21 protein-coding genes are annotated in these 23,125 nt (G+C 32.0%); 6 read left to right on the top strand and 15 right to left on the bottom strand.

Translation table 11 applies throughout. From position 1 onward, the window contains the following. Positions 1-134: 134 nt before the first annotated feature. From LEP1GSC203_RS14270 to LEP1GSC203_RS14280, 3 genes are all read left to right on the top strand, one after another. Entirely contained in the window at positions 135-980 is an 846-nt protein-coding gene (locus tag LEP1GSC203_RS14270) for an FRG domain-containing protein (protein ID WP_002974793.1), read from the top strand. Between the two features lie 280 nt (positions 981-1,260). After that, a complete protein-coding gene (locus LEP1GSC203_RS14275) occupies positions 1,261-1,905 on the top strand; it encodes a hypothetical protein (protein ID WP_002974806.1) in 645 nt (214 codons plus the stop codon). Beyond that, the gene (locus LEP1GSC203_RS14280) at positions 1,892-3,073 is read left to right on the top strand and encodes a helix-turn-helix domain-containing protein (protein WP_002974771.1); all 1,182 of its coding nucleotides are present in this window, start codon (positions 1,892-1,894) and stop codon (positions 3,071-3,073) included. The genes LEP1GSC203_RS14275 and LEP1GSC203_RS14280 overlap by 14 nt, the downstream gene beginning before the upstream one ends. 703 nt (positions 3,074-3,776) lie before the next feature. On the opposite strand, the gene LEP1GSC203_RS20150 is transcribed toward LEP1GSC203_RS14280, so the two are convergent. After that, positions 3,777-4,001, bottom strand: coding sequence for a helix-turn-helix domain-containing protein (locus tag LEP1GSC203_RS20150; RefSeq protein ID WP_039938096.1), 225 nt, complete (start codon positions 3,999-4,001; stop codon positions 3,777-3,779). A 360-nt stretch (positions 4,002-4,361) separates the two neighbouring features. On the opposite strand from LEP1GSC203_RS20150, the gene LEP1GSC203_RS14290 reads away from it, so the two are divergent. Beyond that, the gene (locus LEP1GSC203_RS14290) at positions 4,362-5,066 is read left to right on the top strand and encodes a hypothetical protein (RefSeq protein ID WP_002974803.1); all 705 of its coding nucleotides are present in this window, start codon (positions 4,362-4,364) and stop codon (positions 5,064-5,066) included. Positions 5,067-5,085: 19 nt separating this feature from the next. On the opposite strand, the gene LEP1GSC203_RS14295 is transcribed toward LEP1GSC203_RS14290, so the two are convergent. The 4 genes from LEP1GSC203_RS14295 to LEP1GSC203_RS14315 all read right to left on the bottom strand — a co-directional run bounded on the left by LEP1GSC203_RS14295 (position 5,086) and on the right by LEP1GSC203_RS14315 (position 7,834). Next, complete coding sequence (locus tag LEP1GSC203_RS14295) at positions 5,086-5,769, bottom strand: site-specific integrase (protein WP_002974788.1); 684 nt, start codon at positions 5,767-5,769, stop codon at positions 5,086-5,088. 601 nt (positions 5,770-6,370) lie between these two features. Next, positions 6,371-7,300, bottom strand: a complete 930-nt coding sequence (locus LEP1GSC203_RS14305) for a HipA domain-containing protein (RefSeq protein WP_002974769.1) — start codon at positions 7,298-7,300, stop codon at positions 6,371-6,373. Then, entirely contained in the window at positions 7,297-7,620 is a 324-nt protein-coding gene (locus LEP1GSC203_RS14310; RefSeq protein WP_002974772.1) for a HipA N-terminal domain-containing protein, read from the bottom strand. The genes LEP1GSC203_RS14305 and LEP1GSC203_RS14310 overlap by 4 nt, the downstream gene beginning before the upstream one ends. Beyond that, positions 7,610-7,834, bottom strand: a complete 225-nt coding sequence (locus LEP1GSC203_RS14315; protein ID WP_002974798.1) for a helix-turn-helix transcriptional regulator — start codon at positions 7,832-7,834, stop codon at positions 7,610-7,612. Before LEP1GSC203_RS14315 ends, LEP1GSC203_RS14310 begins: the two co-directional genes overlap by 11 nt. Positions 7,835-8,696: 862 nt before the next feature. On the opposite strand from LEP1GSC203_RS14315, the gene LEP1GSC203_RS14320 reads away from it, so the two are divergent. Continuing rightward, the gene (locus tag LEP1GSC203_RS14320) at positions 8,697-10,730 is read left to right on the top strand and encodes a hypothetical protein (protein WP_002974799.1); all 2,034 of its coding nucleotides are present in this window, start codon (positions 8,697-8,699) and stop codon (positions 10,728-10,730) included. 61 nt (positions 10,731-10,791) lie between these two features. Here the strand turns inward: LEP1GSC203_RS14320 and LEP1GSC203_RS14325 are convergent, their stop codons facing one another. From LEP1GSC203_RS14325 to LEP1GSC203_RS14335, 3 genes are all read right to left on the bottom strand, one after another. Further along, positions 10,792-11,811 (bottom strand): hypothetical protein, encoded by a 1,020-nt coding sequence (locus LEP1GSC203_RS14325; RefSeq protein WP_002974784.1) that lies wholly within the window; start codon positions 11,809-11,811, stop codon positions 10,792-10,794. A 49-nt stretch (positions 11,812-11,860) separates the two neighbouring features. Continuing rightward, positions 11,861-12,448, bottom strand: a complete 588-nt coding sequence (locus LEP1GSC203_RS14330; RefSeq protein ID WP_156808600.1) for a hypothetical protein — start codon at positions 12,446-12,448, stop codon at positions 11,861-11,863. A 69-nt stretch (positions 12,449-12,517) separates the two neighbouring features. After that, complete coding sequence (locus tag LEP1GSC203_RS14335) at positions 12,518-13,534, bottom strand: hypothetical protein (protein WP_002974773.1); 1,017 nt, start codon at positions 13,532-13,534, stop codon at positions 12,518-12,520. 122 nt (positions 13,535-13,656) lie between these two features. On the opposite strand from LEP1GSC203_RS14335, the gene LEP1GSC203_RS14340 reads away from it, so the two are divergent. Further along, on the top strand, positions 13,657-13,878 hold the full coding sequence (locus LEP1GSC203_RS14340) for a helix-turn-helix domain-containing protein (RefSeq protein WP_039938114.1): 222 nt from the start codon (positions 13,657-13,659) through the stop codon (positions 13,876-13,878). A gap of 75 nt (positions 13,879-13,953) precedes the next feature. Here LEP1GSC203_RS14340 and LEP1GSC203_RS14345 read toward each other — a convergent pair whose 3' ends face one another. The 7 genes from LEP1GSC203_RS14345 to LEP1GSC203_RS14375 form a co-directional block, all read right to left on the bottom strand. After that, positions 13,954-14,640, bottom strand: coding sequence for a metallophosphoesterase (locus LEP1GSC203_RS14345; protein ID WP_002974801.1), 687 nt, complete (start codon positions 14,638-14,640; stop codon positions 13,954-13,956). Between the two features lie 1,097 nt (positions 14,641-15,737). Then, the gene (locus LEP1GSC203_RS14350; RefSeq protein ID WP_002974777.1) at positions 15,738-16,397 is read right to left on the bottom strand and encodes a tetratricopeptide repeat protein; all 660 of its coding nucleotides are present in this window, start codon (positions 16,395-16,397) and stop codon (positions 15,738-15,740) included. Positions 16,398-16,403: 6 nt separating this feature from the next. Next, positions 16,404-17,810 (bottom strand): Kelch repeat-containing protein, encoded by a 1,407-nt coding sequence (locus LEP1GSC203_RS14355; protein WP_002974780.1) that lies wholly within the window; start codon positions 17,808-17,810, stop codon positions 16,404-16,406. Next, entirely contained in the window at positions 17,807-18,769 is a 963-nt protein-coding gene (locus tag LEP1GSC203_RS14360; RefSeq protein ID WP_002974761.1) for an LA_3334 family protein, read from the bottom strand. Before LEP1GSC203_RS14360 ends, LEP1GSC203_RS14355 begins: the two co-directional genes overlap by 4 nt. A gap of 307 nt (positions 18,770-19,076) precedes the next feature. Beyond that, on the bottom strand, positions 19,077-19,994 hold the full coding sequence (locus tag LEP1GSC203_RS14365) for a hypothetical protein (RefSeq protein ID WP_002974805.1): 918 nt from the start codon (positions 19,992-19,994) through the stop codon (positions 19,077-19,079). A gap of 1 nt (position 19,995) precedes the next feature. After that, the gene (locus tag LEP1GSC203_RS14370) at positions 19,996-21,162 is read right to left on the bottom strand and encodes a hypothetical protein (RefSeq protein WP_002974804.1); all 1,167 of its coding nucleotides are present in this window, start codon (positions 21,160-21,162) and stop codon (positions 19,996-19,998) included. Next, a complete protein-coding gene (locus tag LEP1GSC203_RS14375; RefSeq protein WP_002974768.1) occupies positions 21,159-22,487 on the bottom strand; it encodes an LIC_11904 family protein in 1,329 nt (442 codons plus the stop codon). The genes LEP1GSC203_RS14370 and LEP1GSC203_RS14375 overlap by 4 nt, the downstream gene beginning before the upstream one ends. Positions 22,488-23,125 lie beyond the last annotated feature (638 nt).

Consider the following 23,125-nt stretch of genomic DNA (forward strand, 5'->3'; position numbering starts at 1 on the left):
GGCTACGGCAAATTGTCCTCCTGGCATTCGCCTTGCTTTCTCTAGCTACAAGCCAGTCCTTAAAGTCCCGTTGGGACTCAGGGTCAAGGAGCTTCGGTATGAGAAATTATTTTAACTAATAATAAGGAACCAAAATGCAACAAATTATAGAAATTAATTGTACCGATATAAACGATTTTAGATTTAAGCTAAACCACGATAGTAACTTTAAAAAAAAGGTATTTCGAGGTGTTTCAAATTCAAGCTATAAACTCGAAACAACTTATGAAAGATTATTTCTTAATACTAATACCAAAGAGATAGATCGTTCGAAGCATTCTGAAGCTATAGAATATAAACTTTTTTCGGAAATTTTGAAACATGAAAAAATTCAACCAACGGAATTTCAATTTGCACCTCTAGATAAAATGATGGAAATCCTAACAAAAATGCAACATCACGGTGCTCCAACACGATTAATGGACTGGACACATGATCCAAATATTGCTCTCTATTTTGCTAGCAAATCGGACAATAATGCTCCTGATTTGGCAGTCTATTGTTTAGATATAGATGCATTAAGAAATATAGAAAGTTGTTTAAATATTGTTGAAGAAAATGAAGATTGGAGTGGAATATATGAAAAACTAACTGAATCTCAACGCTTCTTTACAAATAGAGAATTAGAAGCAAATTATTATTTACTAAAACCAGGTATGACAGAACGAATAGACAAACAAAAAGGACTGTTTATTTTCACTGGGAATGGTTATTTTGATTTTACACATAATTTATATAACAGTAGATTCAACCACATAAAAAGAAATGTGATCAAAAAATACATTATACCCAAAACTCAGGAAATCAGGCAAAATATTCGAAGAGAGCTATCTGAGGAATTTAATATAGATGACTTATCTCTATTTCCGGGAACGAATTATCCTACCAAAGAGTTAGAATTAGTAGCACGCCAATTTATAAAAAGAATCTTCCCTCTGTGAAAACAACTTTGCATAACAGAGGTTACTCACTTCGCTTCCGCTACGCCACATTTCTCTTATGTTACTCCCTTGCTTTCGCCATTCCAGTCTCTAACGTACCTTTCAGGGATGCGGATTCACTTGCATAGTTAAAGCTCATTCGTTATATCAAATGCCGGTAAACTTCTAGTCTTACAGTCAAAAAAAATGAATTTTATGAAAAATTGACATAATCCACTTGACAAAATATGTATTTTTATGTAAAATTTGTAAAGATGCGAAAATAGGAAGGTTTTTATATATGAATCACGAAACAATTGCTCAAATTCGATCCAAAATGCATAGTGAATTTGATTTATCATTTTGCAATTTAACAATCGAGTTATTTCAGGAACGACTTTCTAAGACAAAAGAAATTAAGGAAAAAGCTGGCATAAATATTTGTAATTGGTCAGCTCATGATGCTGGGGATTATTTTTATAACCTCGCACTTGAAAAATATCCGGCAATAGGTATTGTTCCGATCCGAAAATCAATTAAGGGTTACAACTACTGCGAAATACAAACAGAAAGCTTTAAACTTTATCCAATCTTAAGAGATAATACCTACGTAATGAAAAATAAAGCAGTTTTGAAAATATATTCAATTTATGATGATTCAGATTCTTTGTTTCCAGGTGGAAGTTCTCCTATATCTAATAATGATAAAATTCCTTTTCTTTTAATTTGCGATAAGGATCAAGTAAGCAAATCAATAAAAAGTATTAAAGTAATTGCGAGATACAATAATAGTTTTGACGAGAAATTGTCTTATCAAATTTTTCCTATACAAAATATCAATTCCGAAAATAGTAACCTACGTTTGGCACCCGAGAATTCACCAGATGTTCTTGATTACCTACAAATAAGGGATAATAAAAAAGTAAAAACAAATGAGGAGAGCTAATTTTTTACCTAGTAAATTAAAAGAAATTCGTGAAATTAGGGGCTATACTCAAATAGCCCTAGCTTTAGAAATTAAAAAATCAAAAAACTCCATTTCTTTATATGAAAAAGGGGAATGCATTCCTGAATCATCAACGATTTATGAACTTTCGTTAGCACTAAAAGTCCCAGTAAATTATTTTTTTACTTCTAGCATAAATAAAATTATACACATCTCTCCAATTTTCTTCCGTCGTTTACTTTCATCGAATAAATCACATCGAATTATGGCAATGCGTAGAACTGCATGGTTAGCTGAAATTTTTGCCATACTAAATGATTATTTGGCATTTCCTAAAAATAAATTATTTGCACTAAAAGAAAACAAAACTATCAATTATTCAGCCGATTTTATAGAAAATATAGCATTAGAAGTGAGAAATCATTTTGGCATAGGAAGTAATCCTATTGGGAATTTAATAAATATACTTGAATTCCATGGAGTTATTTTTGGGAACTTCTCAATCACGAATACTCTTGACGCTTTCTCAGTTTGGCTTAACATAAATTCAGAAGAAAGACCCTTTATTCTACTCGATCAAATAAAAGATTCTCCAGCTAGAATTAGATTCAATTGTGCTCACGAATTAGGTCATTTAATTTTGCATCGAAATTTAAAATCAACTATTCTTGAAGAAAAGGATCAATTAGATATTATTGAAAGACAAGCAGATCATTTCGCAAGTGCCTTTCTTCTTCCTAAATCAACATTCCTTAAAAGCTTAAAGACAAATTTTGGACTAAATGATCTTTTGAGTATGAAAAAGGAATGGGGCGTATCAGTGCAAGCAATGATAATGCGGGCATACCAGCTAAATATTATTAATGAAAATCAAAAAAGCTATTTTTTTAGAAAAATTAATTACTTAGGATATACCAAAAGAGATCCAATTGATGATCTTCTTCCTATGGAAAACCCGATTCTGATTAAAGCAGGAATAAAAAAACTTTTAGAAAAAGACATCTCAATTGTATCAAACATCAGTAAAGAATTACCTATTAATTTAGAAGATATTGCTGATCTAACTGGGATAGAATTAGAAATCCTAAAGCAAAGTAATTTCAAATCTAATATTGAAAATGATAACGTTATTGACCTCTCCTTAATGAAACAGTTACGAAAAGTCTGATTCTTTAATGTCAACGTCCTGTTTAACATCAGCGATTCTTTTAAGCTACAAATCAGTCCCTAAAAATTCATTCAGAGAAACCTCTCCAACCAATATCGTTTAAGCAAATTCGATATTCATATATATAAATTTATAAAATCAAAGCGGGAATAGTAAATATTTATCTACTAAAAGTAATTTTAAGTATTATTAATTAACGTATTAATTTTGCTATTTTCATAATTAATTTTAAAATTTTTATGAATCGACCTTCAGTCTCTAAAATCAAGATACATTTCAAACTACCTACTTACAAAAAAGTAGCTGTAAGCAAATAAATATAAATAATTAAATTTAACTATTCTGTAGTTAATGGGGCGAAGCTATACCCACATATTTTTCTTTATATTTTCCCATTATAATCATTGCGACCGCATTATCTCTCCTTCATAGGCATACTTTTCAGCTCATACTTGAAAAAAATTAATCAAAACAAGATCCAATTCTATTATTGCGATTACTTTCCCAAAAAGTTCTTATTTTAAATTCAAATTGGTTAGGTTTTGGTTGAAATAGAAATTTCCAATGTGTAAAATTCAATTTCATATAAAAACGAGGTGGGAATCTTTCCTGACTATTTAGATACTCAGTAACATATCGTTCAAATGCGCTTATAGTTTGCTAATCTATTAAAAAACATTGCAGTCGAATTTAGTTAATTCGATTAGGATTTTTCGTTATTTTTAATTTCAAACGGAATGTTGAGCTTAACACAAAGTAATAAAATGTGTTCTAGGGAACAATTTGTGTCTTCGTTTGTTATTATTTTGTGAATTTGCGATTTGGATATTCCCGTAATAGATTCGATTTCTCTCAGAGAGCTTCTTTCTTCTTTGATTTTACTCTGAAGTTTTCGAATTAAGCCTAATTTAGTCTTGGTAATATCCATTTGTCTATTTGATTCAAAGTTTGAATCACACTTAACCCAATTTTCTCCAAATTCTTCCCTTAATCCTTAAATTCGATTAGAAATTAAATCCCTGATCTGCCTATTTTTTGGACAATTACTCGGGAATTTTCTGATTAATTAGCTCCCCTCATGAATTTAAAGTTCGCTCCTTAAAACTAGACTTCTAGTTACACCAGAACTTCATTTTTAATAAAGTGCATTTCCACTAAAATCATGGATTTCGGTCCAATTTAAGTTTAAATTTTAAAAATTTTGAAATTGTTGCTAAAGATTCCAATCCCGATTCAGAAAAAAATTTTGAAGGGATATAATAGTTTAGTATTTCAGAAGGAGAATTAAATGAAAACTACAACCCAATTTAATGACGCAATTAAGGAATTCGATAATCTAGTTAGTAATTCAAATTTCAAGAATTATAAGAAAGTATTGAATGTATTTCGATTAGGCTCGGATGCAGATAGTCAAGCTCAACATGAAGTGATGGAAGACTCAATTCGAAAAGCCTTTTTGGAGTTAGAAAAGTCTTTGTTTAGAAATCTTTATGAGGATTACTCAATTAAATTCTCAGAATCGATACCATGTTTACCTCGTCTGGTTTTTCGTATTCAGAATGACTCATTTTTTTTCGGTGATCCATATCTTGTTGTAATTACTTACATTCCAGAGCAGTATCTACTCGCACTTCACTCAATGTTTGAAGTAAAATTTAAAAATTTCTCCAGTCATAATTATGCGAGATTAACAACGAAAGTTTATTTTGATTTTCAGAAGTTTGATAATAAAGTCTGTCAGATGTTCAAGGAATACTCAGATTTTTTTGAAACATTAAATCCAAGAACATTCTTTCGAAAAAGCCTCTCAAAAGTTCAGTTCGTTGATCAAAAAGCTTCTTCTAGTGAAAATTCTTTGAAAATTGCAAAGAAGCTTCATGAGGCGTTAGATCAGTCAATCCAAAGCTCTGAGAAAGGTATAACGATTGAGATAAACCCAGAAATAAGGAAAAAAGTAGAAAAGCTAAGAAGTGAACTTATTAGTGCTGCTTAGTTGATTTATGAAGAACTGTTTAGACTCTTTGCTTTGGCTGATACCAGAGTAGAGAGTTTCCTGGATTGAAATAAGGACGAGTGTAAAAGTTTGAAGTCGTATTAGGAGATGTGTGGCCTAAGATTTTTTGGGCTGCGATTGATCCAAATTGATCAAATATTTTCTGCCCAACAGTGTGACGGATGGAATGAGGATGTATTTTCTTACCTGCAGCAGTCTTTACATCCCAATTTCCAATTATCATCTGTAAACCACGTGTAGAGAGAGGAATTCTCTCTTTTCTATTCTTCATCAAAAGAGTTAAAATAAAGTAATCTGAGCAAATATCACAGCTTTCATGATACTTTCTGACTTCTTCCAGTATTTCTTCTAAAATGACCGCATAGCCCACCGATCCACCTTTCTTTACATATCTGACAATCTTCTCTCCTTCCGGAGATTCGATAATGCTTGAAAACCGTAAGCTAACTAATTCCTTTGCTCTCAAAGCAGTTGAAGAAGCGAGAAGAAAGATAACCCTATCACGATACTCTTTTTCAGTTTTTGGCGAAGAGAAACGCTCTGCTAGAGAGTGCATCGTTTGATCAGTAAGTCCTTTACCAATCATCGTCCCATACGCGTTCTCAATATTCTTAAGTTTGTTGGAAAATCTTTGATTACTTTCTGTTTTTAAAAAGAGTGTTTTTAAATTTTTCATTAACATTGTCGCGAACCCTCCAATGTCCATTTATGTGGACATTGGCAATAATGTCAATGCTTCCCAATTCAAGATGGCCAGATGGTGGTGGAGACTCAATCCGAAAGCCTATCAATGCAAAAAGGTGAACTATAAAGTGAAAATTGCGAATTTGATTTGAATTTAATATATTGAATCATGTGTCCATAATAGTGGACAGTGTTCACTTCCGAATATCTAAACAATTTAGGTTCCAAAATTCACAATATTTCGGAACCTATCCGGCATTTGGTGCCCAATTCTATATTCATTAAAGAGAATATCTTCTAATATGAACTTTTTTGATTTTTTTATAAATTTTTTAAGTTTATTTGATACGATTTCGAAATTCAGGGATATAATAAATACATAGGGAAAGAAAATTTCGATTCGGACTGCCTTATCGGAAATCAATCCTTAAATTTTTTGATTTGAGCCCACTTGGGCGAAGCAATGCCTAAAAGAATTAAAATAAATACAAAGAAATTACAAAACAATCCTTTATAACTTTACCAATACGTTCAAATTTGATTATCTTATGACTCTAAATAATTCCTAAACAATGAAATAAACTCATTCCTCTTAATTTCTACCAACCTAGCCTCTTCGCTCTCTCTTCCACCAATTTCACATAATCTTCAGTCCCTGATTGCCAAAATGGGTATTCTTTAATCGTATCCACGAGCAATGGAACTTTCATCTCAATATTCTTGAGAGTTCTATCTATAACTGCATCTGAAAGACCAATTGTTCTCCCAAAAGCCCTAAAATCTTCTAATTCTATCTTATTTTTCTTACCATTCAAGGTCAGGGCAAGTTCTTCGTTATCTTCCTTAAAAAATAACTTCACAGCCAATAAATCATATGCAGGAGCCAATTTAATTCGACCCTCTAAATCAGTTTGAATCGAAAAGTTCTTTAAGTGCATGTCGGAATTTCCAGTTAGAAAAGAGAAAACGATCATTTCAAAAAAGCGAACTACATCAATACCAGGTGATGTAGTATTTTTTTTGATCCAACGACCAATTGACTCATAAGATCCTTTGTATTTATCTTCTGTCAGTCTTTCTGTTAATTGGCAAAAATCTTCCTGGGCAACTTTCGTGTTCTTTTCCCGATCAAATCTTTTTGTGATATAAGCTAACTCTCCTGATTTCAATCTAATAAGAGATGAAATGGCCACAGAAAAGGAAAATTCCTTAGCTAGTAACATCGTAAGATGTTCGTTTTCAGGTAAATGTGCAAAATCATCTGAAGGAGGTTTGAGAATAAAATCACCCTTAATGCCAACAATAGTGAGTCTTGAGTGATTATTTTGAGAATCGTCGAGATCAAGTGATACTTTTGACTGAACTCCAGCTACACTTATTCTTGACTCAATGTTGATCTTCGCCAAATCAAATATCGATTTCAGATCAATATCAAATTCAGGTATCTGATTTTTCCCGAACAAAAGTTTACTACATTGAGGATGAAAGTCTCTTTCACTTTCCTTTGCACATAGTAAACAAAATTTCATTTGGTTTCTCCAACTACACTGACAGCTCCAATGCAATCTTCACAAACAGTGAGTAGAATTCCAAATCTATCCCTTCTATCAAGTCTCCAAATATTTTGTGTGAGATTCAGTAACCATCCTTCAGGGATGAGACCATCAAAAAAAGGAAATAGAGTCTTTGAAATGTATGCTTCTTTTTGTTTTGGGAAAGTGAAGCTGATTGGGGGATAATTATTATTGTTTAGATAACTTTCATCGTATTGGAAAACATACCCATTCTCACTTTCGAAAATCTCACCAGCAAATATCTCCCGAAAGAAAACCTTTCCTTTACGATTCATCGACATTCCCTTTCGGTATAGGAACTGGGCTTAATTTGGCACCAAATGCTTCTAGAACCTGATTTACTTTGTCCATGCGTAAAGATGCCTTACCTTGCTCTAAATCTCTGATAAAGCGTAAACCAACGCCAGTCATACGCGCTAAGTCCTCTTGGGTTAAGGAATTCTTCTTTCTTTCCCCTTTAACGAAATCAGATAAATCACCTTGAGCCATTTCTATACCTTATCGGGTATAAATCTTAGAAAGTAAAGTCAAAATATACCCGATCGGGACTATCTTGATTCAAAATTGAACAATTATACCCGAAAAGGTATCATTTTTTAGTTAAAATGACTATCTTTGGTGTCTTTAAGCAAGAATTAAGGAGAAAAAGATGAATGAAAATTACCTAATCAGAAAGCTTACCTGAAAAACTTCAATATGGTATTTGATGAATAACTAAAACTCTCCAAAACAAAGACAGTAAGTTCCGTTGATAAATTAGAATCTAAAACAAAACTCCATAGCACCAACATCTCCTTCATCATCTATTACGCATATCAGCCTTACTTCCCTACTCAAAGAAATTCAGTGATTGAGATAGTTCAGGCAAACAGACGAAACTATCTTTACTCTATAAAAACTACTTAAGCCATTAAACTACTATTTCTAAGAAAGTAGATTCCAAGTTGTGAATCGAGAGTAATTCACTAATTCAATGAACTTGTAAAAATTCCACAGACTATACTCTATTGCCTAAGTTCTCGAAGAAAGAACAGCTATCATCCAACTGCAAAAACAAGAAGCCAATTAATCTTGTTGAAAAATCGAGATTTAGACTTCATCAACTTCATGATTTTGTAAAATTAACTCTTCTGAAGATTCTTTACTGTGTGTTCACACTAAAACATACATTCAAGATGATGAATATTCGTAAACGTGAACTTTTTTTAACATTTTTAAAAAATATTAAGTTTATTTGATACGATTTTGAAATTCAGGGATATAATAAATACATAGGGAAAGAAATATTCGATTCGGACTGCCTTATCGGAATTCTTACCCCAGAAAATCAATATTTGAAAGGAAACTGCATATGGGCGAAGCATTACTTAAACTAAAAATTAACACAAAAAGATACTTTTTAAATGAATTCACCAAGGAAGTAGACTCAATTTTAAATAAGACAGAATCGCTAAACTACAAACCTTGCTTCATCACTTTTAACCCTATTTTACCTCCAAACCATTTCTTAGAGGCCAATCCATTAGAACATTTTGTAAGTAACGCGTTCCAAAATGTAGAAAACAAATATCTTAACAAAAACTTACCTTGCTCAGAACGAAACAAACTCTACTTAACCTTTCCCAGAATTTCATTTATTCATGGTAATGACAAATTTAACACAAATAATCACATCCATACCTTGGCAATGCTACCTAGTTGTTTAATTGAAGAATTAGAGAATAAATTCCAATCAATATTACATTCGATTGATTATTTTAAGAATGCCAATCCAAATTTTCATCAAAATAGATATTTTGGCTCTAGTCATGAATTCTTAAGCTATGTTTTAAGAAATAGCTATAATAGTGAAAATACATCTGTTTCAGATATTTATCTCGAATCTAGTTCAAAATTAACATTCGGTCAAGCTAGACAAAATCACCAACATAAATATTCAGAGGAAGATTTTCTCTTTTTTCATAAGGCGATTTACCCTCGTATTTCCTCCAATTTTCCTTCTCTAACACTAACTGATGCTAGACAACAGCTTAAAGACGAATTATCTAAAATCATCGAAAATCCAACCAAAAAAGTCACAGTCTTAAAATCAGCGGTAGGAATCGGAAAATCATATTCATTAAATCAATTACGAATTCTATATCCAAAAAAAAAGATTCTAGTATTAGTGAAAAGACGTGAAAATTTAGGTGATTACAATAATTACACCTCTCTTCCAAATCTACCTTCTGAAGTTGAAGAATTTATAGAAGATAAATCTAAAAACTCTATATTCTCTCGCAAATGGGTAGAACATTTAAAGCCGCAGAATAAAAAAGAATTCTTAATCAAAGATTTATATGAAAGTCATAAAATAGAGACTGAAGAAATTATCAGAAATGAAAATTTCATAGTGACGACACATTCAAAATTCTTCTCCAGCCCACTAAAAACTGAAAATTTTGATATAGTTATTTTTGATGAGTGTATCGTAGACTCTTATCTAAAATCTGAAATTTCTAATTGCCGAATTGATGAATGCCTAAAAATAATAAACACCAATCATTCCCATAAATTACGAGAAGAACTAAGAAAATTAAGGATTGGAAATACGCTCACATTATCTCTTACAGACTTCGAAAAAAATGAAATCAATAATATCTTAAATTTACACTTTTCAAATCCAACAGAATTCTCGAATAATTTCCCAAATATAAAAGCTAAAGAATTAAAATTCTTAAAACACTTATTAGACATAGTTCATATTTATAAGGCAGAAATTGGATATCAATTACTGATAGAAAACAAGTTGCCTAACAATAACAAATATCTCGTTTTATCAGCTACACCAGCAGAAATATTTTATGAAAATAAATTTTGTGAAAACTATGAACTTAAAAGTCTAAAGTCACCAAAATTCATGGCAAAATTAACGACTGACTCAAGTAAAAACATAACAAAAACTGATCTTTCAAATCCAATAATAAAAGAACAAATATTGAAATCAATTGATGAGTATAAACAAAAAGGTTATAAAGTAATCTCTTATTTATGCCTTGATTCAGAATTACATTTTCAGAAGACAACCTCAAATAATGATTATGAAGGTGAAAATCTATTGATACTCGGCACACCACTTAAATCACCTGAATATTTCTCTCTACTAGTTCATGCGCTAGGAATCGGAAGCGTTAAAGATTGTGATTTTGAAAACATTAAGAGAGAACGAATAAAATTCAAGAATGGAACAGTTTACTTTTACAATATCTCGAGTAAAAGTGCTATAAATGAAATATACTATGAATTAGCTAAGAATGATATAATTCAAGCAATTGGAAGACCAAGACCGCATGAGCATAAAACTCATATCATTCTTTGGTCTGCTGTTGAGATCGATTTTGAATAATATTGGAAAACAACAATACCTCTAGAAATCAATTCTAGGGGTATTGTTACAATTTAAATCATTATGAATTAAGCTTAAATTTTTCAGGAGATAATTGCTTAAGAACTTCTTCTCTGAATTCAAAATACTCAGGATACTCACTTTTAGCTAACTCTACTATTTCTGCTTTCTTACGAATCTTTTCTTCATTTGCTTTATGTTTTTGATTATATTCATCCAGAAGAATCTGATATTTTTCTTCTTCTTTTCTCAACTCTGCTTCGTGTTCAGCAATTAAAGATTTATTAATTATTTCAATTTGTGCTTTGGTTTTATATTTTTTTATTCTTTGATAAGCAAAATAACCTGGAATCAAAACCGAAGGTATATGATAAAAATACAAATATTCCAAATAGTATGTGCCCTCGAAAGCATTTCTTGTTGTGTCTGTGATTCTATAACTAAAATCACTTAACCAAATGATAAAAAAGAAAATTGCAATAAAAAATGGGAAGCTATATTTTGATTTATACTTAACTGGTTCTTTTAGAGCCACAAAAGTTTTTTTCGGTGCTTCTAATTTTACAAGTTCAACTGATTCTTGGGAACTAATTCTGAGCTTATTCAAACCAGATTTTAAATACTCTTTTTCGAATTTCTTTACCTCTTCCTGTTTTTCCTTTAGCATTTTCAGTTGCTGTCTTGCTGCACGTTTATCGTCTAGATTGTCTAAATCTTCAATAGCCTTTTCTATATAATGAACAATGGGAATGACATCAAAATTTAAAAATGAATATCTCTCTACCCCACTTTCTAAATCAGATACATTCTCGATAATTGTCTCAGTAGCAAATATGAACTTTCTTAAAAATTTCTGTTCTTGCTTCGCCACTTCCTCTCTAAGCTTTAATTCTAACTGCTGCAATGCAATTTGGTTTGCCTGTTCCTGAGCAAGTTCCATCTGTCTTCTCAGGTGCATAATTTGCTGGTTTTGCTCCAAAGAAGCGTTAAGTAAAGCTTCCGTATTTCTTTTTGTTGAAGCTGTATTTGCTGTGTTATAAATATCTAAAAAAGTATTAAATCCACCATTTGATCCCGACATTCTCTCCTCCTAACTGTTTGAATAAAATATTTTTAAGTTCGAAACCTAATTAAATCTTATCAGGTAATACCATTGGATAAGAGTTAACGGCTTTACAGTCATTCGGCTCGTACGCTAAAACATTCCAACATAATCGGCACTGCCTTTCACACCTATCACCATCTTTCGAATTTATATCCCACATATTGCCACACGCTGATCTACACTGGGCACTGCATCCTGTGATTTTTGAACTGCCTACAAAATCAGCTAGCTCATACATCAATTTATTACAAAACTCTTTACTATTCCTCAAATCTGTTTTTGCTTTTTTGGTTTTTGCTACTATTGGTAATGCTAACTTTCCATTATCAGAAAAGCGAATATATCCAGGACCGTTAAAATCACCTCCAACCGACTTGCCATTAAAACTCGATCTTACTGAGGAAAGTAAGTTAATTTGTATATTAATACAATTTCTACTTTCACAAGAATGATTCGCATTTGTTGGAGAAGAATTATGTAATAAGAAAGATAATCCGAATATTAACAGAACTCTTTGAAAAAAGTTTCTATTAGTAAAGACCAACCTCCTTGATTGTCTCGAATACCCCACTACTCTATCAATATCCAACATTTTTGATACCAGCAAAAACATTGGGTAATCCTATAATAAATCTCAGATTCTTTTCTAAAATATTTTCTGATTTAAAATTGAAATAATACTTTATTTTGAGCATTCAAGATTGAACCTATTTTCTGATATTTCATTTTTTGAATTTACATATAATTGTTTATAAATGGGCATTTTTGATTCAAAGTTTCTCTGAGTGCATTCAATTTCAATTTCATAGTAATCGATTTCTGATTGCCACATAGTATAGCCAGTATTGGGGTTAGTATAACTACAATTTAATGCATATTTATATTCCCATTTTTTTAAATCAATACTTCTGTCATCTCTGCAACCTGGAAAACCTGGGTATCTAATTAATCGTGAAAGATAATTTGTAAGCATTAAATTAGTTTTCTGCTCCCATCTTCGTCTACTCTCTTCTTTTTGTTTTCTTTCGTTCGCGATGCTTGCTGACCAATTTTGGAATTGTTTACTTTCTCCGGAAATATGACCTGAAAAATCAGGAATTTTATCCGATTTTACTACTTCTCCTCCTTTGAAGAGTGAATATTCAATATTGGATACTTTAGCGGAAATGAGAGCATTAATAGGAAACGAGAATTCTGAATCAATTACCTTAATTAATCCATTTACACCTTTTATAGATACTGTATAATTATCATTCTGGAAATATTCTTCTTTGAACTCAAAACTATCTGTTGACTTCATCTCAATTGCTTCGAATTCTTCTGATTCACCTACCTTAAAATATGCTGAAGTAAAATCATAAACAGTAATAGGAATATAAAACCCCAATGTGGCTACCCAAGCAATAACTTGCACAGGCCAATAAGGGCCATTGCTCTCTGAGAGTAGGAAACCTTGCTTATCATAATTAAACTTAGTTATTACTTTTTTTCTTACTTGTAGCTTTTGTAATTTTTGTTTATATAATCTTCCGATGATGTTGGCATTTTCTACGAAAAACCGAATCGCGATTTTATCTCCATTTGGCTCATAATTGAATTCATCAGAAAGAACGGCTTCTTTAATTATAACGTCATCTTTCTTTAAAGAAACGCAGCTGATAGTAAAGGTTAGGAAGATTAAAAAAGTTAATATTCTCACTAGACACTCCTTAAAGTTCTGAAAATCGCTCTTAATCGAATCTTATAAATATTATGAAGATTTTTAAAAACCCACATTATACCGCGTGTTAAACTTGTCAAGAAAGACGCATTATATTGCGTGTGGATTTAAATGATTATCTAGTTAGGATTGGACAAAAGATTAAAAAAATCAGAGCAGAACGCGCCTTAACCCAAGAATGTTTTGATGATTTGGGTGAGAATTCTGTCCCAGTAAGAACTCTACAAGAAATTGAAGCAGGAAAATCGAATTTTACTATTAAGACATTATATAAAATCTCAAAAAAGCTTAAAATTAAACCGAAGGATTTGCTGGATGTTTAATAATTGAACGATCAGTTACATATACCCAAATTTCGAATTCAAAGAATTCAGACTATAGTAATATTTATGACATTTTTATAAGGAAATTACATTTGGCTCTTTTCCATCGAGAATTTCATATGCATGATTAAATTTAGTTAGAACATCAATGCAAATGCGCCAATATCCTTTTTTCCAATCAATCATCCCACCTTCTCTTGCCGAATGTCCAAAAACTTGATTGATTGGGATAGGTTCTTTTTCCATAACTAGCTCGCGAAAATCACACCAAATTGAACTACTCGCTTCAGATTCTCCGCCTCGCATTGGATGAATTGTAATTAAAAAGATGCCAGGCTCGCTAAATCCAAGTTGGTTAATAGTGTCCGCAATATTCTGATGGATATTAGTTATGGATTTGTAAAATTCATTCAATAATCCAGCATGAGTATATAGAACTTCATCAATTTCAACTGCAAATTTCCATTTTAGAAGTGTTAACAGTTCAGAAGCTTCCTTTTGATATGATTCTCGAAATCCTGATACCAAAAAAGCAAAATCCTCATCTGTATACTGTAAATCATGATTCCCTATCAAAAATTCAACATTAGATCTTTTATTTTGTAAGTTAACCAACTCTTCCAAGTTAAAAAGAATTTCCTGATTCGAAAGTCTATGGGAATCTAAATAGTCTCCAAGAAAAATCAATTTGTCGTAATCATCAAAGTTGATCTTTTTCCAAATGTTACGTCCATGAATGTCTCCGACCGCAAGTATTCTCATAAGCTGTATCCTCTCATATCAAGATTACTATTTTCGGTATTATTTTGTGAACAATAATACACAAAGGATATTTAGTAAAAGGAATGATTATAATTAATATTCGAAGATTTCTCCATTCCTATCATAATAGACGATCGCCTTGCAAATTTGTTCGAATACCTCCCTACTCGCATTCTCAAATTGAGTTTTAAATGATTTGTATTTTACGAAATCAATCGGCAATTCTAAATGATCATACTTTTTCTCGGCATAATCCATGAATAAAAAATCAGAACATAATATATCTCAATTATGATGTTTCGTATTTATACGAATTAGATTCAAATAAAGAGTCTGATACCTCAATTCTAATAAAATTGAAATGTTTATGCAGATATAGAAGAATTCAACTATTTCGATCTTTTCCTTAAACTTCTTTTAATCTAATTAACTTACATTTTCAACTTTAAAGCATACCACTAGAACCAAATTTTATTCATACCTCAAGAGTAGCAAACAGGTTGGACAAAGAATTTTCTTTATTACTGTCAATCTAATTTGCATTACATGAAAATAAAATATATTTGAAATATTAGACCTCTCCTACTCATTATCGGAATACTAGATTCCGTTTTACTTGACTGAAATCTTTAATACCAATTAAAAAACGAATTCTTGGAGGGGCCCATGCCCATCATCAAAAAGGAAGGAAACTACTATTAAAAATGAATTTGCGTACCGACTGGCAAAGCCATATTTGACTCAAATCAACAATTAATTGAGAAATATTGGATAAGCATAATAACAAACTTATTAGAAACTTAGTAACGCTTCTATTAATTCAAACAAAACGCAATAGGTATACTTAAAGATTAGAGAAAAGTAGGTTGAAATTAAAACTGCAATTTATATCTTCAAAGATAGAATAAACAACAGTTTACACTTTTTAAAATTTCTTATTACACATTAGCCTCATATGATAAGAGGCAATCAATCATTATGAAAAAATCATGACAGAAATTTTTCGCTGACCAAAGTTAATTGTTCGGCTAAACAAAAAACATACAAAATTTAGAATTCAACTTCGCTAGCTTAGTTCAGTTTTCGCAAAAAAAAATCTACAGTTTATTTTTTTGAACATTGTTAACTTTGGTAAAAATTAACATAGAAAGCTGAAATAATATTATTGCAAAAACTCCAGAAATGAGAGTATACAAAATCAAATAAATTGCTGAACCAGAAAAAATAATCATTTCCTGTTCTTCCATTTTCAGGATATATATAGGCAAAAAAGCTATTTTTTCTTTTAAGATTGAATTTTTAATACTACAATTTGATTCCAGTCGGATATCATAAAAATCGCTTAAATTAAACAAGATTTGTGATTCTTTAATACAGTTATCTGAATCTTGAGATTTTAGACTATTTGTAAAAATTGTTATTTTTTTTTGATTAAGTTTCTGTAAACATACTTCTATTCTTTCATTGATGTTTTCATGATTTGGCCAGACTGTTTTGACTTTTTCAAAATTATAAAGTGCAGCCTGATAATTTTTCTTGCGATACAATGCTTCTCCTTTTAAATATATAATTTTTGCATCTAAATAAATAAGATCTGGATCATTCAGTTTTCTTTCAGAATAACTATCTAATATAATATTGGCTTCATCAAGTTTACCCTTTGCAATCAAACCTTCAATGATTGTAAGGTCATTTTTATCTTCACTAAAAAGATTTTGAACGAAAAGTAATGTTAATATTAAAAATAATATTCGCATGCTCAATTAATTTCTGCTCAATATTACCGCTTTATGTCCGTATCTAGGAGTTGGCATTTTATCAGTAAGCTCAATCCAACTATTTCCAAGAGGGTTCGCAAGATCCATATAGTATACTGAAGTATTCAGTAATCCACGATTAACTAGACCACCAAACAGGTAAGCATTCCGTTTTAAATAAGATATCTCTCCCGCTGCCATATATAAATTAACTGGTAGAGGCAATCCTACGGACATGGTATTTGGGTTTATACTTGAATCATTCGGTAAGTAATACTCATAAGTATTGCTCGAATTAATCGCTGTGACCGGCTGAGTTGTATCCTGAAGAGAGCTACCGCCAATATATAAAATGGCTTTGGAATCAGACGGGAAAGGATCACTCGTCTTCGGCGTATAGCAAATTGATGCTGCACCGTGCCTCCCAGAATTAAACGAACTTTCGGTTATACCTGAGGTAGAATTCGAAGAAATTACATAAGCATCATGGGAGGATTGAGCTAAACCTGATGAAGCTGACCTACCTAATCCAAAATATAAAACTCCATTAAATGCACAACCAACAGTGTCCACTTTCTGAGAAATGGCAGATGAGGATATCAAAGTATTCCAAATACCGAGTCCGCTTCCTTGGGGTATAAATCGATAGATAGTATTTGATAATGTGCTCGTCAGCATATTAGAAGTTGTCGCACCTCCTAATAAGTAAATACCCTCGCCTGATATTCCATAAGAAAACCCCTGAAGGGAGGTCGGCATATTACTCAAAGTGCTCCAACTATTCGTATTAATATCGAATACTTCCACTAAACTTGTTGCTGCAAGTTGATTGACCGTGTTCTCAATTAATCCGCCGATTACATAAATTTTCGAATTAAATGCAACTATGCCCGCGTGGATTCTAGGATTAGGCATTGTTGTTACTTTTAAATACCACTTATTTTCAATCGGATCATAAATATCAACATCAGAGATTAATTTATCCTGAGAATTCATTCCTCCGAAAATCCATATTCCTCTTTGATATATTTCCGATAACGAAGGTTCTTGATTTAAAGTTCGGAAGCTAGAAAGAAAGTTCAAGATATTCAAATTTTCGTAATCGTTTCCGCAAAATACCGCAAAAGAATAGGTATTACTCGGTTTTAATGATGTTAATGAATAAGAATGTAATTTAGATTTAATAGGAGTGTAAAAGCTTATCAATTTTCCTTCAATATTTGAGTATAGACTACCTTCGGTCTCACTCGAACATTCCCAATAAACAGTTCCAGATTGAGAAGTAATGTTAGTTACGATTACGCTGTTTACCTTTAAACTATATTGATTAAATGACGTCGTTAATGGATTATTAGTACACGAAAAAAAGAGAAATATTATTGTTAAAAAAAATCTGAGAAAACTGAAATTCATAATCTAGTCCCCATAGCAAAAATAAGACCATATGAAAATGAGTTTCCTTGCTCGAAAAAGTAACTTGATGTTAAGCCTATTCTGAAATCGACATTTTCATATTTCAATCCATTCCAGCCAACTTCTAGATAACCAAGTGGAGTAAATCCAATGTTGCTTTCTCGGTCACTATTATTTTTAGAAAAGATCAATGACCCGCCACCACCGAAATTCAAATAGAAATTCAGTAATTCACTTCTTTTGAAAGAGTATTTCAGATAAAATAAATTGTTCAAAAATTGCAGATCAGGGTTTTTGACGAGATTATAATCAACCTTTGCACCGAATCTAAATTTATCCGATAAAATAAACAATTTAGGTTCATAAAATAAAAAAAAACCTGTGTATATACTATTATCTTTTGCGGAGAAATTTAAAGCGCCTATCGAGACGCCTAATCCTATAACCGATTGGTTATTGTGTATGTTCTTTAAGTCATATTTATTTGATAAAGGATTGCTCTGATTCAAAAGTTTGGATCTGTCAACTGTCAATAATCCTATTTCTGTTTTTAGCACAATTTCCTTTTCTGTTTGTTTTACAATCACACCTTTCAATTGACTTCCATCAAACAGCTCAAACGTATCATATCTAAAATACAGTTCTTCTCCTTTCTTTGAATTATCAATTTTTAATATTTCTGATTTCGGAATTTCATAAAGTTCCCCTTTCCAACGCATTGTAATTTTATCATCTTTGCTTTCAGTGATCTCAGCAATGTAAGTATCACCATTCCTTAAAACAATTTCTGCTGAAGAAATTTCGAAAGTGATAAAGAAAATAAAAAGTAATGGTATTAGAAAACTATAGAGAACTTTCTTAATTTTTCCTGGATTCTGTTTTACAAAAAGTTTCTCTTCTTGCCTGTGATGAACTACTTGAATATAGTATCGAAATTTTGAATAACTAAGGAGCTGCATTTCTGTGTATATTTATCGCCTAATTTTGTACAAGAGTAGACATCTCCGTAAACCAATTTTTGCGCCTTGCCATGAAACCCTAATTCATCGCAAGATCTGTTAGATGGAGAGTATTTATTAATGGAATCTGATTTCTTTTCAAGAGAGCTACACCATTCTGAAAACCTCAAGTTAGCCGAAAAAGTGCACCGAAAGGTTGTGTTTGATGATTCAACTTTCGAAATACATACATAGTTAGCAGATGTTTCTCCGAATACTCCGGTCACTAAAAAAAGAAAACCAAAAAATATTATCATACGTTGCATAATTAAAATTCTCCTCGGATGCCCATGTAATAATTGAATAAATTATCATCCGTGCCTTCTCGATTTCGTGGAAGGGTAAAAATAGAATTTGTTTCAGGTAAATAGTATAAGCCTCTATCTGCAAATTGAGACCGAACTCTTGTTCTTATATAATTGTAACCTAATACTATGGAAAAATTTTCACTAAATCTGTATGCAAAGTTAGTATCAAAATCATAACCATAAAAATAGGTATATTCATTCGGGCCTGTAGGAATCCCTATATTCAGATCTCTTAGGAATGGACTATTATTTTCCGCTCGTCTTCCTGTAGTGTAGAAAGGTTCTATTGAAGAAGTCCAAAAGAAATTCTCAAATACTTGAAGTTGGTAACGAACTAAAAATTGCAAACCGTAAGTGTCGGTTTTTATCTGATCTCTATAAGTATATAGACGTCGGTATATCTCCTTGTAAATGTTTCTTACCCCAATCCCTAACCATACTTTCTGATTATCACCAATTTCAAAATCTTTCGTGATATTTAATTTATTTTCTCTTCGAATGACATTCGGAAAAGCAACATTATTAAACGTAATTGAGTTTCTTTCCGGATTAATAAAAATATTTCCAGTTGTTAACTCTGATTGCTCTAACTTAAAAAAGGAATATTCCATACCTAAATTAAATTTTTCTATATGATATCGAAAAGAAAACTGAGGTGTTCGATTATTATATTTGGTCGGTTTTTGATCAGAATATTCTCCCAAATTATATCCACTTAAACCTCGGATGTTATAGTACTCACTCGGTATATAAGTGTACTCCGAAAATCGAATTAGAAAATTATTCTTTTTTGAATTCCCATTTGTATTTTTTTCTTCCGCCCCCAGCATAGAAGAACAAAAAATACAAATAACTAAAAACTGAAATAAAACTTTCATATTAACCACATATACCTAAAAGATAACAAGCTGCTAGTTGTGCCGCAAGATCGGTTGTGTCTACGACCACTAGTTCTGGGTATACTTGACCGACTGAATCAACTACCACAACGCCAAAATAATATATTCCAAAAAAATTGTTTGTAGCTGGTCCCGATAACACACCTTGTTCGGACAAGCTTGCATTCGGCGGCAACGCACCGTAATAAGAAGCAGGAAGATCGAGAGAAATTCCTGGTGGTAACGAAACCGCTGAATACCATTTGTATGGTCCGACCCCTCCGGTGGCCGTAAATTGAATCGCATATGATTCTTGCCAAGATAATTTGCAAGGAACTTTACAAGTACCGAATGATGGAGTTTTAGAAGTACCACTTGGGATGATATTAAACGATATGACAGGGTTACTTGGCTGATCGCTCAGGTCTTTATAATTGATCGTTAAAGATTTTTGCCTTCCCAGTGGCCAACTTCCATTTGGTTTAACAAATAATGTATCGTTGAAATCGATAGATCGACGAAATTTGAAATTTGGATCAACATTAGACCCCATGTCACCACCAAAGCTCACAGAGTCGGCTTTTATTGACCGATCAAAGTAAACGTTTATTGACTCGTTTTCATAAACGATTGTGTTCATATTTGGAGAAACACTTGAAATACCAGCCGGAGGAGAGGAATTGAATGCATCGTATCCTAAGCTAGCAGTGTCGAATTGAATCATTTTTCTTTCAGGGTTGCTACATCCAACTTCGTGTACTTTAGGATCAGAACCTGAGTATGTATAATATTGGACACCACATTTCGTTGCTGCTCCGTGATACGGATCTAACGTTTCCCAAAGCGTGACTTCGTAATTTCCATTATTTGATGGTCCTTTTATGCTTCTACCGGGCGTGCAGGACAGCTTTTCATTTCGGAAAAAATTGTTATAACAATATGGTTGATAATCGCATTTGCAAGGAATATCAGATCTTGGTGGGGCAGGGCATAAAAGATTATAAGTACCTGATTGACACTCTTTATGCATATCGGCGAGTATCGAAAAAAATGTTGAGATAATATCTTCTTTTTTGGCACGGCAATTTGGAGATGCAGCACTATTTACCAATGTAAAGAAAATCAAAGTTAGTAAAAATTTTTTTCGTATCAATAGAATGTTTTTCATAAAAGTTTTGCCTTTTCTGCGATAATTACTTGTTCGATGCTTGGTATTTTGAAGATATTCTGTTTTGGATCTAAGTCTTCGATTTTTAGTGAGTCTACTTTTTCGAAAACTTTTTGCAAAGGATCAGGTATATATCTAAGTAAGTCTGCTCGGGATTCATAATCAATTTCACTAAAACAGTCCAAAGAGTATGAACTAAATACATATAGTAAGCGACTATTTGGATACATTCGGAGACCATTTACATTTTTTATACGCATGAAAGGAATAAGTTTTGGTAAAAAAGACCAAAATCCGTTTGTCGGCTTTAAGAATGGATCTAAACTTATGATTTTATGAAAGTCTGGCGAATAAGCAAAAAATCTTCCTTCAAAATTACGTACTATTTCAGAAATTCTAAATTTTTCAGTTAGAGACGCCTCATCCCCATTAAAAGAGATACGTAAATTATGATTTGATGCCTTTTCCTCAAATCTAGATTCAGTAATTGATCCAGTATCCAAAAATGCGGTTACAGAATAGCCATTGTCATAGATGACTAAGACAACGTTCTCATTTGCACTAATATTTATTATGTTATTCAATTGGTAACGGAAGTTTAAAATTTCATGAGTATTATCCGTTAAATTTACTTGGTGAATCCTATTTGTAGAATCGAGAGCTAATATAGCATTTTGACCATACGCGATTATTTTCTTAGGCGAAAGATTTAAAACTGCATTGCACGTAGAAATTTTAACGATCTGATTACCATTAAATTTCCAACAAGGAAGAATAGAATCGATTCCTGATAAAATACTAATAACGCCATTCGGAAGCGCAACTATTTGTTTTGCATTCTTTAGATCAGTGTCACTAAAGTATGCCATCCCTTTCAGTCCTCTACTGTAAATTATATTTCCCATTTTAGAGTCTAGTATAAGCTGATTGAAATCCCAATCCTCTTGCCCCGACTGTGCTAGGTTATCATTAAATTTTACGATTGAAACATCCGTAATTTGTCTTAGCTCAGGGAAGTTCGGATCATTGTGATAAAATATTCCGAACAACTCAAGTATATTAGGATTAAGTTCATGTGTCTCATATAAATTCAGTGCTGCAGAATGACTTACAGGTACTCCATTATTGGTCGGAGTAGCACCAGGAGGCTGATTCCCGTAAGGTGGAGGTGTACTCGACGTATTAGGCTTAGCCTCATTGAATAAACCAATTAAAGACAAAAAGTTAACGGACGTACCCGACCCTTTTTCAGAACAATTTATCAGAAAAAAGTTTAAAAAGATTAAGGCTACTCCAACATAATGCCTAGATTTTTGCAAATTCATACCCCATCCCCACATAACACAATGATTGATGTGACCATTGTATTTCTGTTAGATCATAGCATAGAGCTAGCACCGCAAGTACTTTTTAATAAAGAATTAGCAAATTCATTTTTTGTTTTGGATTATAAAACTAGAGAGAGCAAAAATACATCAGGAAATCTATTTTCTAATTTCAAGCATGGCAACTATTGATCATTATAAATTACATATATTTAACATAAATTCGTTCAAATGTAATGACTAAGTCTACTAGCAGTCCCATTGCCTATTCGGTAGGATAAGCACTCCGTATGAGAGGCTTCAATGATTTGCGACTTACCAAATCTTATCTTGAAAGAATTTGCAGATTATGGACCATTCTCGGCAAGTCTGACATCACCACATCACTATTCCCTTACTTTCAACAAATAACTTAAATCATCGAACTTTCGATACATAATATATATCTCAGGCAAAACTGATCACTCCATTAAATATATCGTCAGCGGCCAGGTGTGATTTCCTTAATCTAGTAAAAAAAAATTGCTCTGGGACATTCCAAAAGTTTTTCAATTCTAGTTATATGAAACCTTCCGCTCCCTCTAATGACTTTTGGAAAATCAGTTTTATTTCTGAGAACCACACCTTTTTCAAAATAA

Source organism: Leptospira terpstrae serovar Hualin str. LT 11-33 = ATCC 700639 (assembly GCF_000332495.1).
In the GTDB taxonomy this organism is placed as follows: domain Bacteria; phylum Spirochaetota; class Leptospiria; order Leptospirales; family Leptospiraceae; genus Leptospira_A; species Leptospira_A terpstrae.

Bases quoted from the DNA above. Each gene is read 5' to 3' on its own strand.
- LEP1GSC203_RS14355 (WP_002974780.1), bottom strand. From the start codon at position 17,810: ATGAATTTCAGTTTTCTCAGATTTTTTTTAACAATAATATTTCTCTTT.
- LEP1GSC203_RS14360 (WP_002974761.1), bottom strand. From the start codon at position 18,769: ATGCAGCTCCTTAGTTATTCAAAATTTCGATACTATATTCAAGTAGTT.
- LEP1GSC203_RS14270 (WP_002974793.1), top strand. From the start codon at position 135: ATGCAACAAATTATAGAAATTAATTGTACCGATATAAACGATTTTAGA.
- LEP1GSC203_RS14320 (WP_002974799.1), top strand. From the start codon at position 8,697: ATGGGCGAAGCATTACTTAAACTAAAAATTAACACAAAAAGATACTTT.
- LEP1GSC203_RS14345 (WP_002974801.1), bottom strand. From the start codon at position 14,640: ATGAGAATACTTGCGGTCGGAGACATTCATGGACGTAACATTTGGAAA.
- LEP1GSC203_RS14325 (WP_002974784.1), bottom strand. From the start codon at position 11,811: ATGTCGGGATCAAATGGTGGATTTAATACTTTTTTAGATATTTATAAC.
- LEP1GSC203_RS14375 (WP_002974768.1), bottom strand. From the start codon at position 22,487: ATGAATTTGCAAAAATCTAGGCATTATGTTGGAGTAGCCTTAATCTTT.
- LEP1GSC203_RS14305 (WP_002974769.1), bottom strand. From the start codon at position 7,300: ATGAAATTTTGTTTACTATGTGCAAAGGAAAGTGAAAGAGACTTTCAT.
- LEP1GSC203_RS14330 (WP_156808600.1), bottom strand. From the start codon at position 12,448: ATGTTTTTGCTGGTATCAAAAATGTTGGATATTGATAGAGTAGTGGGG.
- LEP1GSC203_RS20150 (WP_039938096.1), bottom strand. From the start codon at position 4,001: ATGGATATTACCAAGACTAAATTAGGCTTAATTCGAAAACTTCAGAGT.
- LEP1GSC203_RS14275 (WP_002974806.1), top strand. From the start codon at position 1,261: ATGAATCACGAAACAATTGCTCAAATTCGATCCAAAATGCATAGTGAA.
- LEP1GSC203_RS14295 (WP_002974788.1), bottom strand. From the start codon at position 5,769: ATGTTAATGAAAAATTTAAAAACACTCTTTTTAAAAACAGAAAGTAAT.
- LEP1GSC203_RS14365 (WP_002974805.1), bottom strand. From the start codon at position 19,994: ATGAAAGTTTTATTTCAGTTTTTAGTTATTTGTATTTTTTGTTCTTCT.
- LEP1GSC203_RS14315 (WP_002974798.1), bottom strand. From the start codon at position 7,834: ATGGCTCAAGGTGATTTATCTGATTTCGTTAAAGGGGAAAGAAAGAAG.
- LEP1GSC203_RS14310 (WP_002974772.1), bottom strand. From the start codon at position 7,620: ATGAATCGTAAAGGAAAGGTTTTCTTTCGGGAGATATTTGCTGGTGAG.
- LEP1GSC203_RS14280 (WP_002974771.1), top strand. From the start codon at position 1,892: ATGAGGAGAGCTAATTTTTTACCTAGTAAATTAAAAGAAATTCGTGAA.
- LEP1GSC203_RS14290 (WP_002974803.1), top strand. From the start codon at position 4,362: ATGAAAACTACAACCCAATTTAATGACGCAATTAAGGAATTCGATAAT.
- LEP1GSC203_RS14350 (WP_002974777.1), bottom strand. From the start codon at position 16,397: ATGCGAATATTATTTTTAATATTAACATTACTTTTCGTTCAAAATCTT.
- LEP1GSC203_RS14370 (WP_002974804.1), bottom strand. From the start codon at position 21,162: ATGAAAAACATTCTATTGATACGAAAAAAATTTTTACTAACTTTGATT.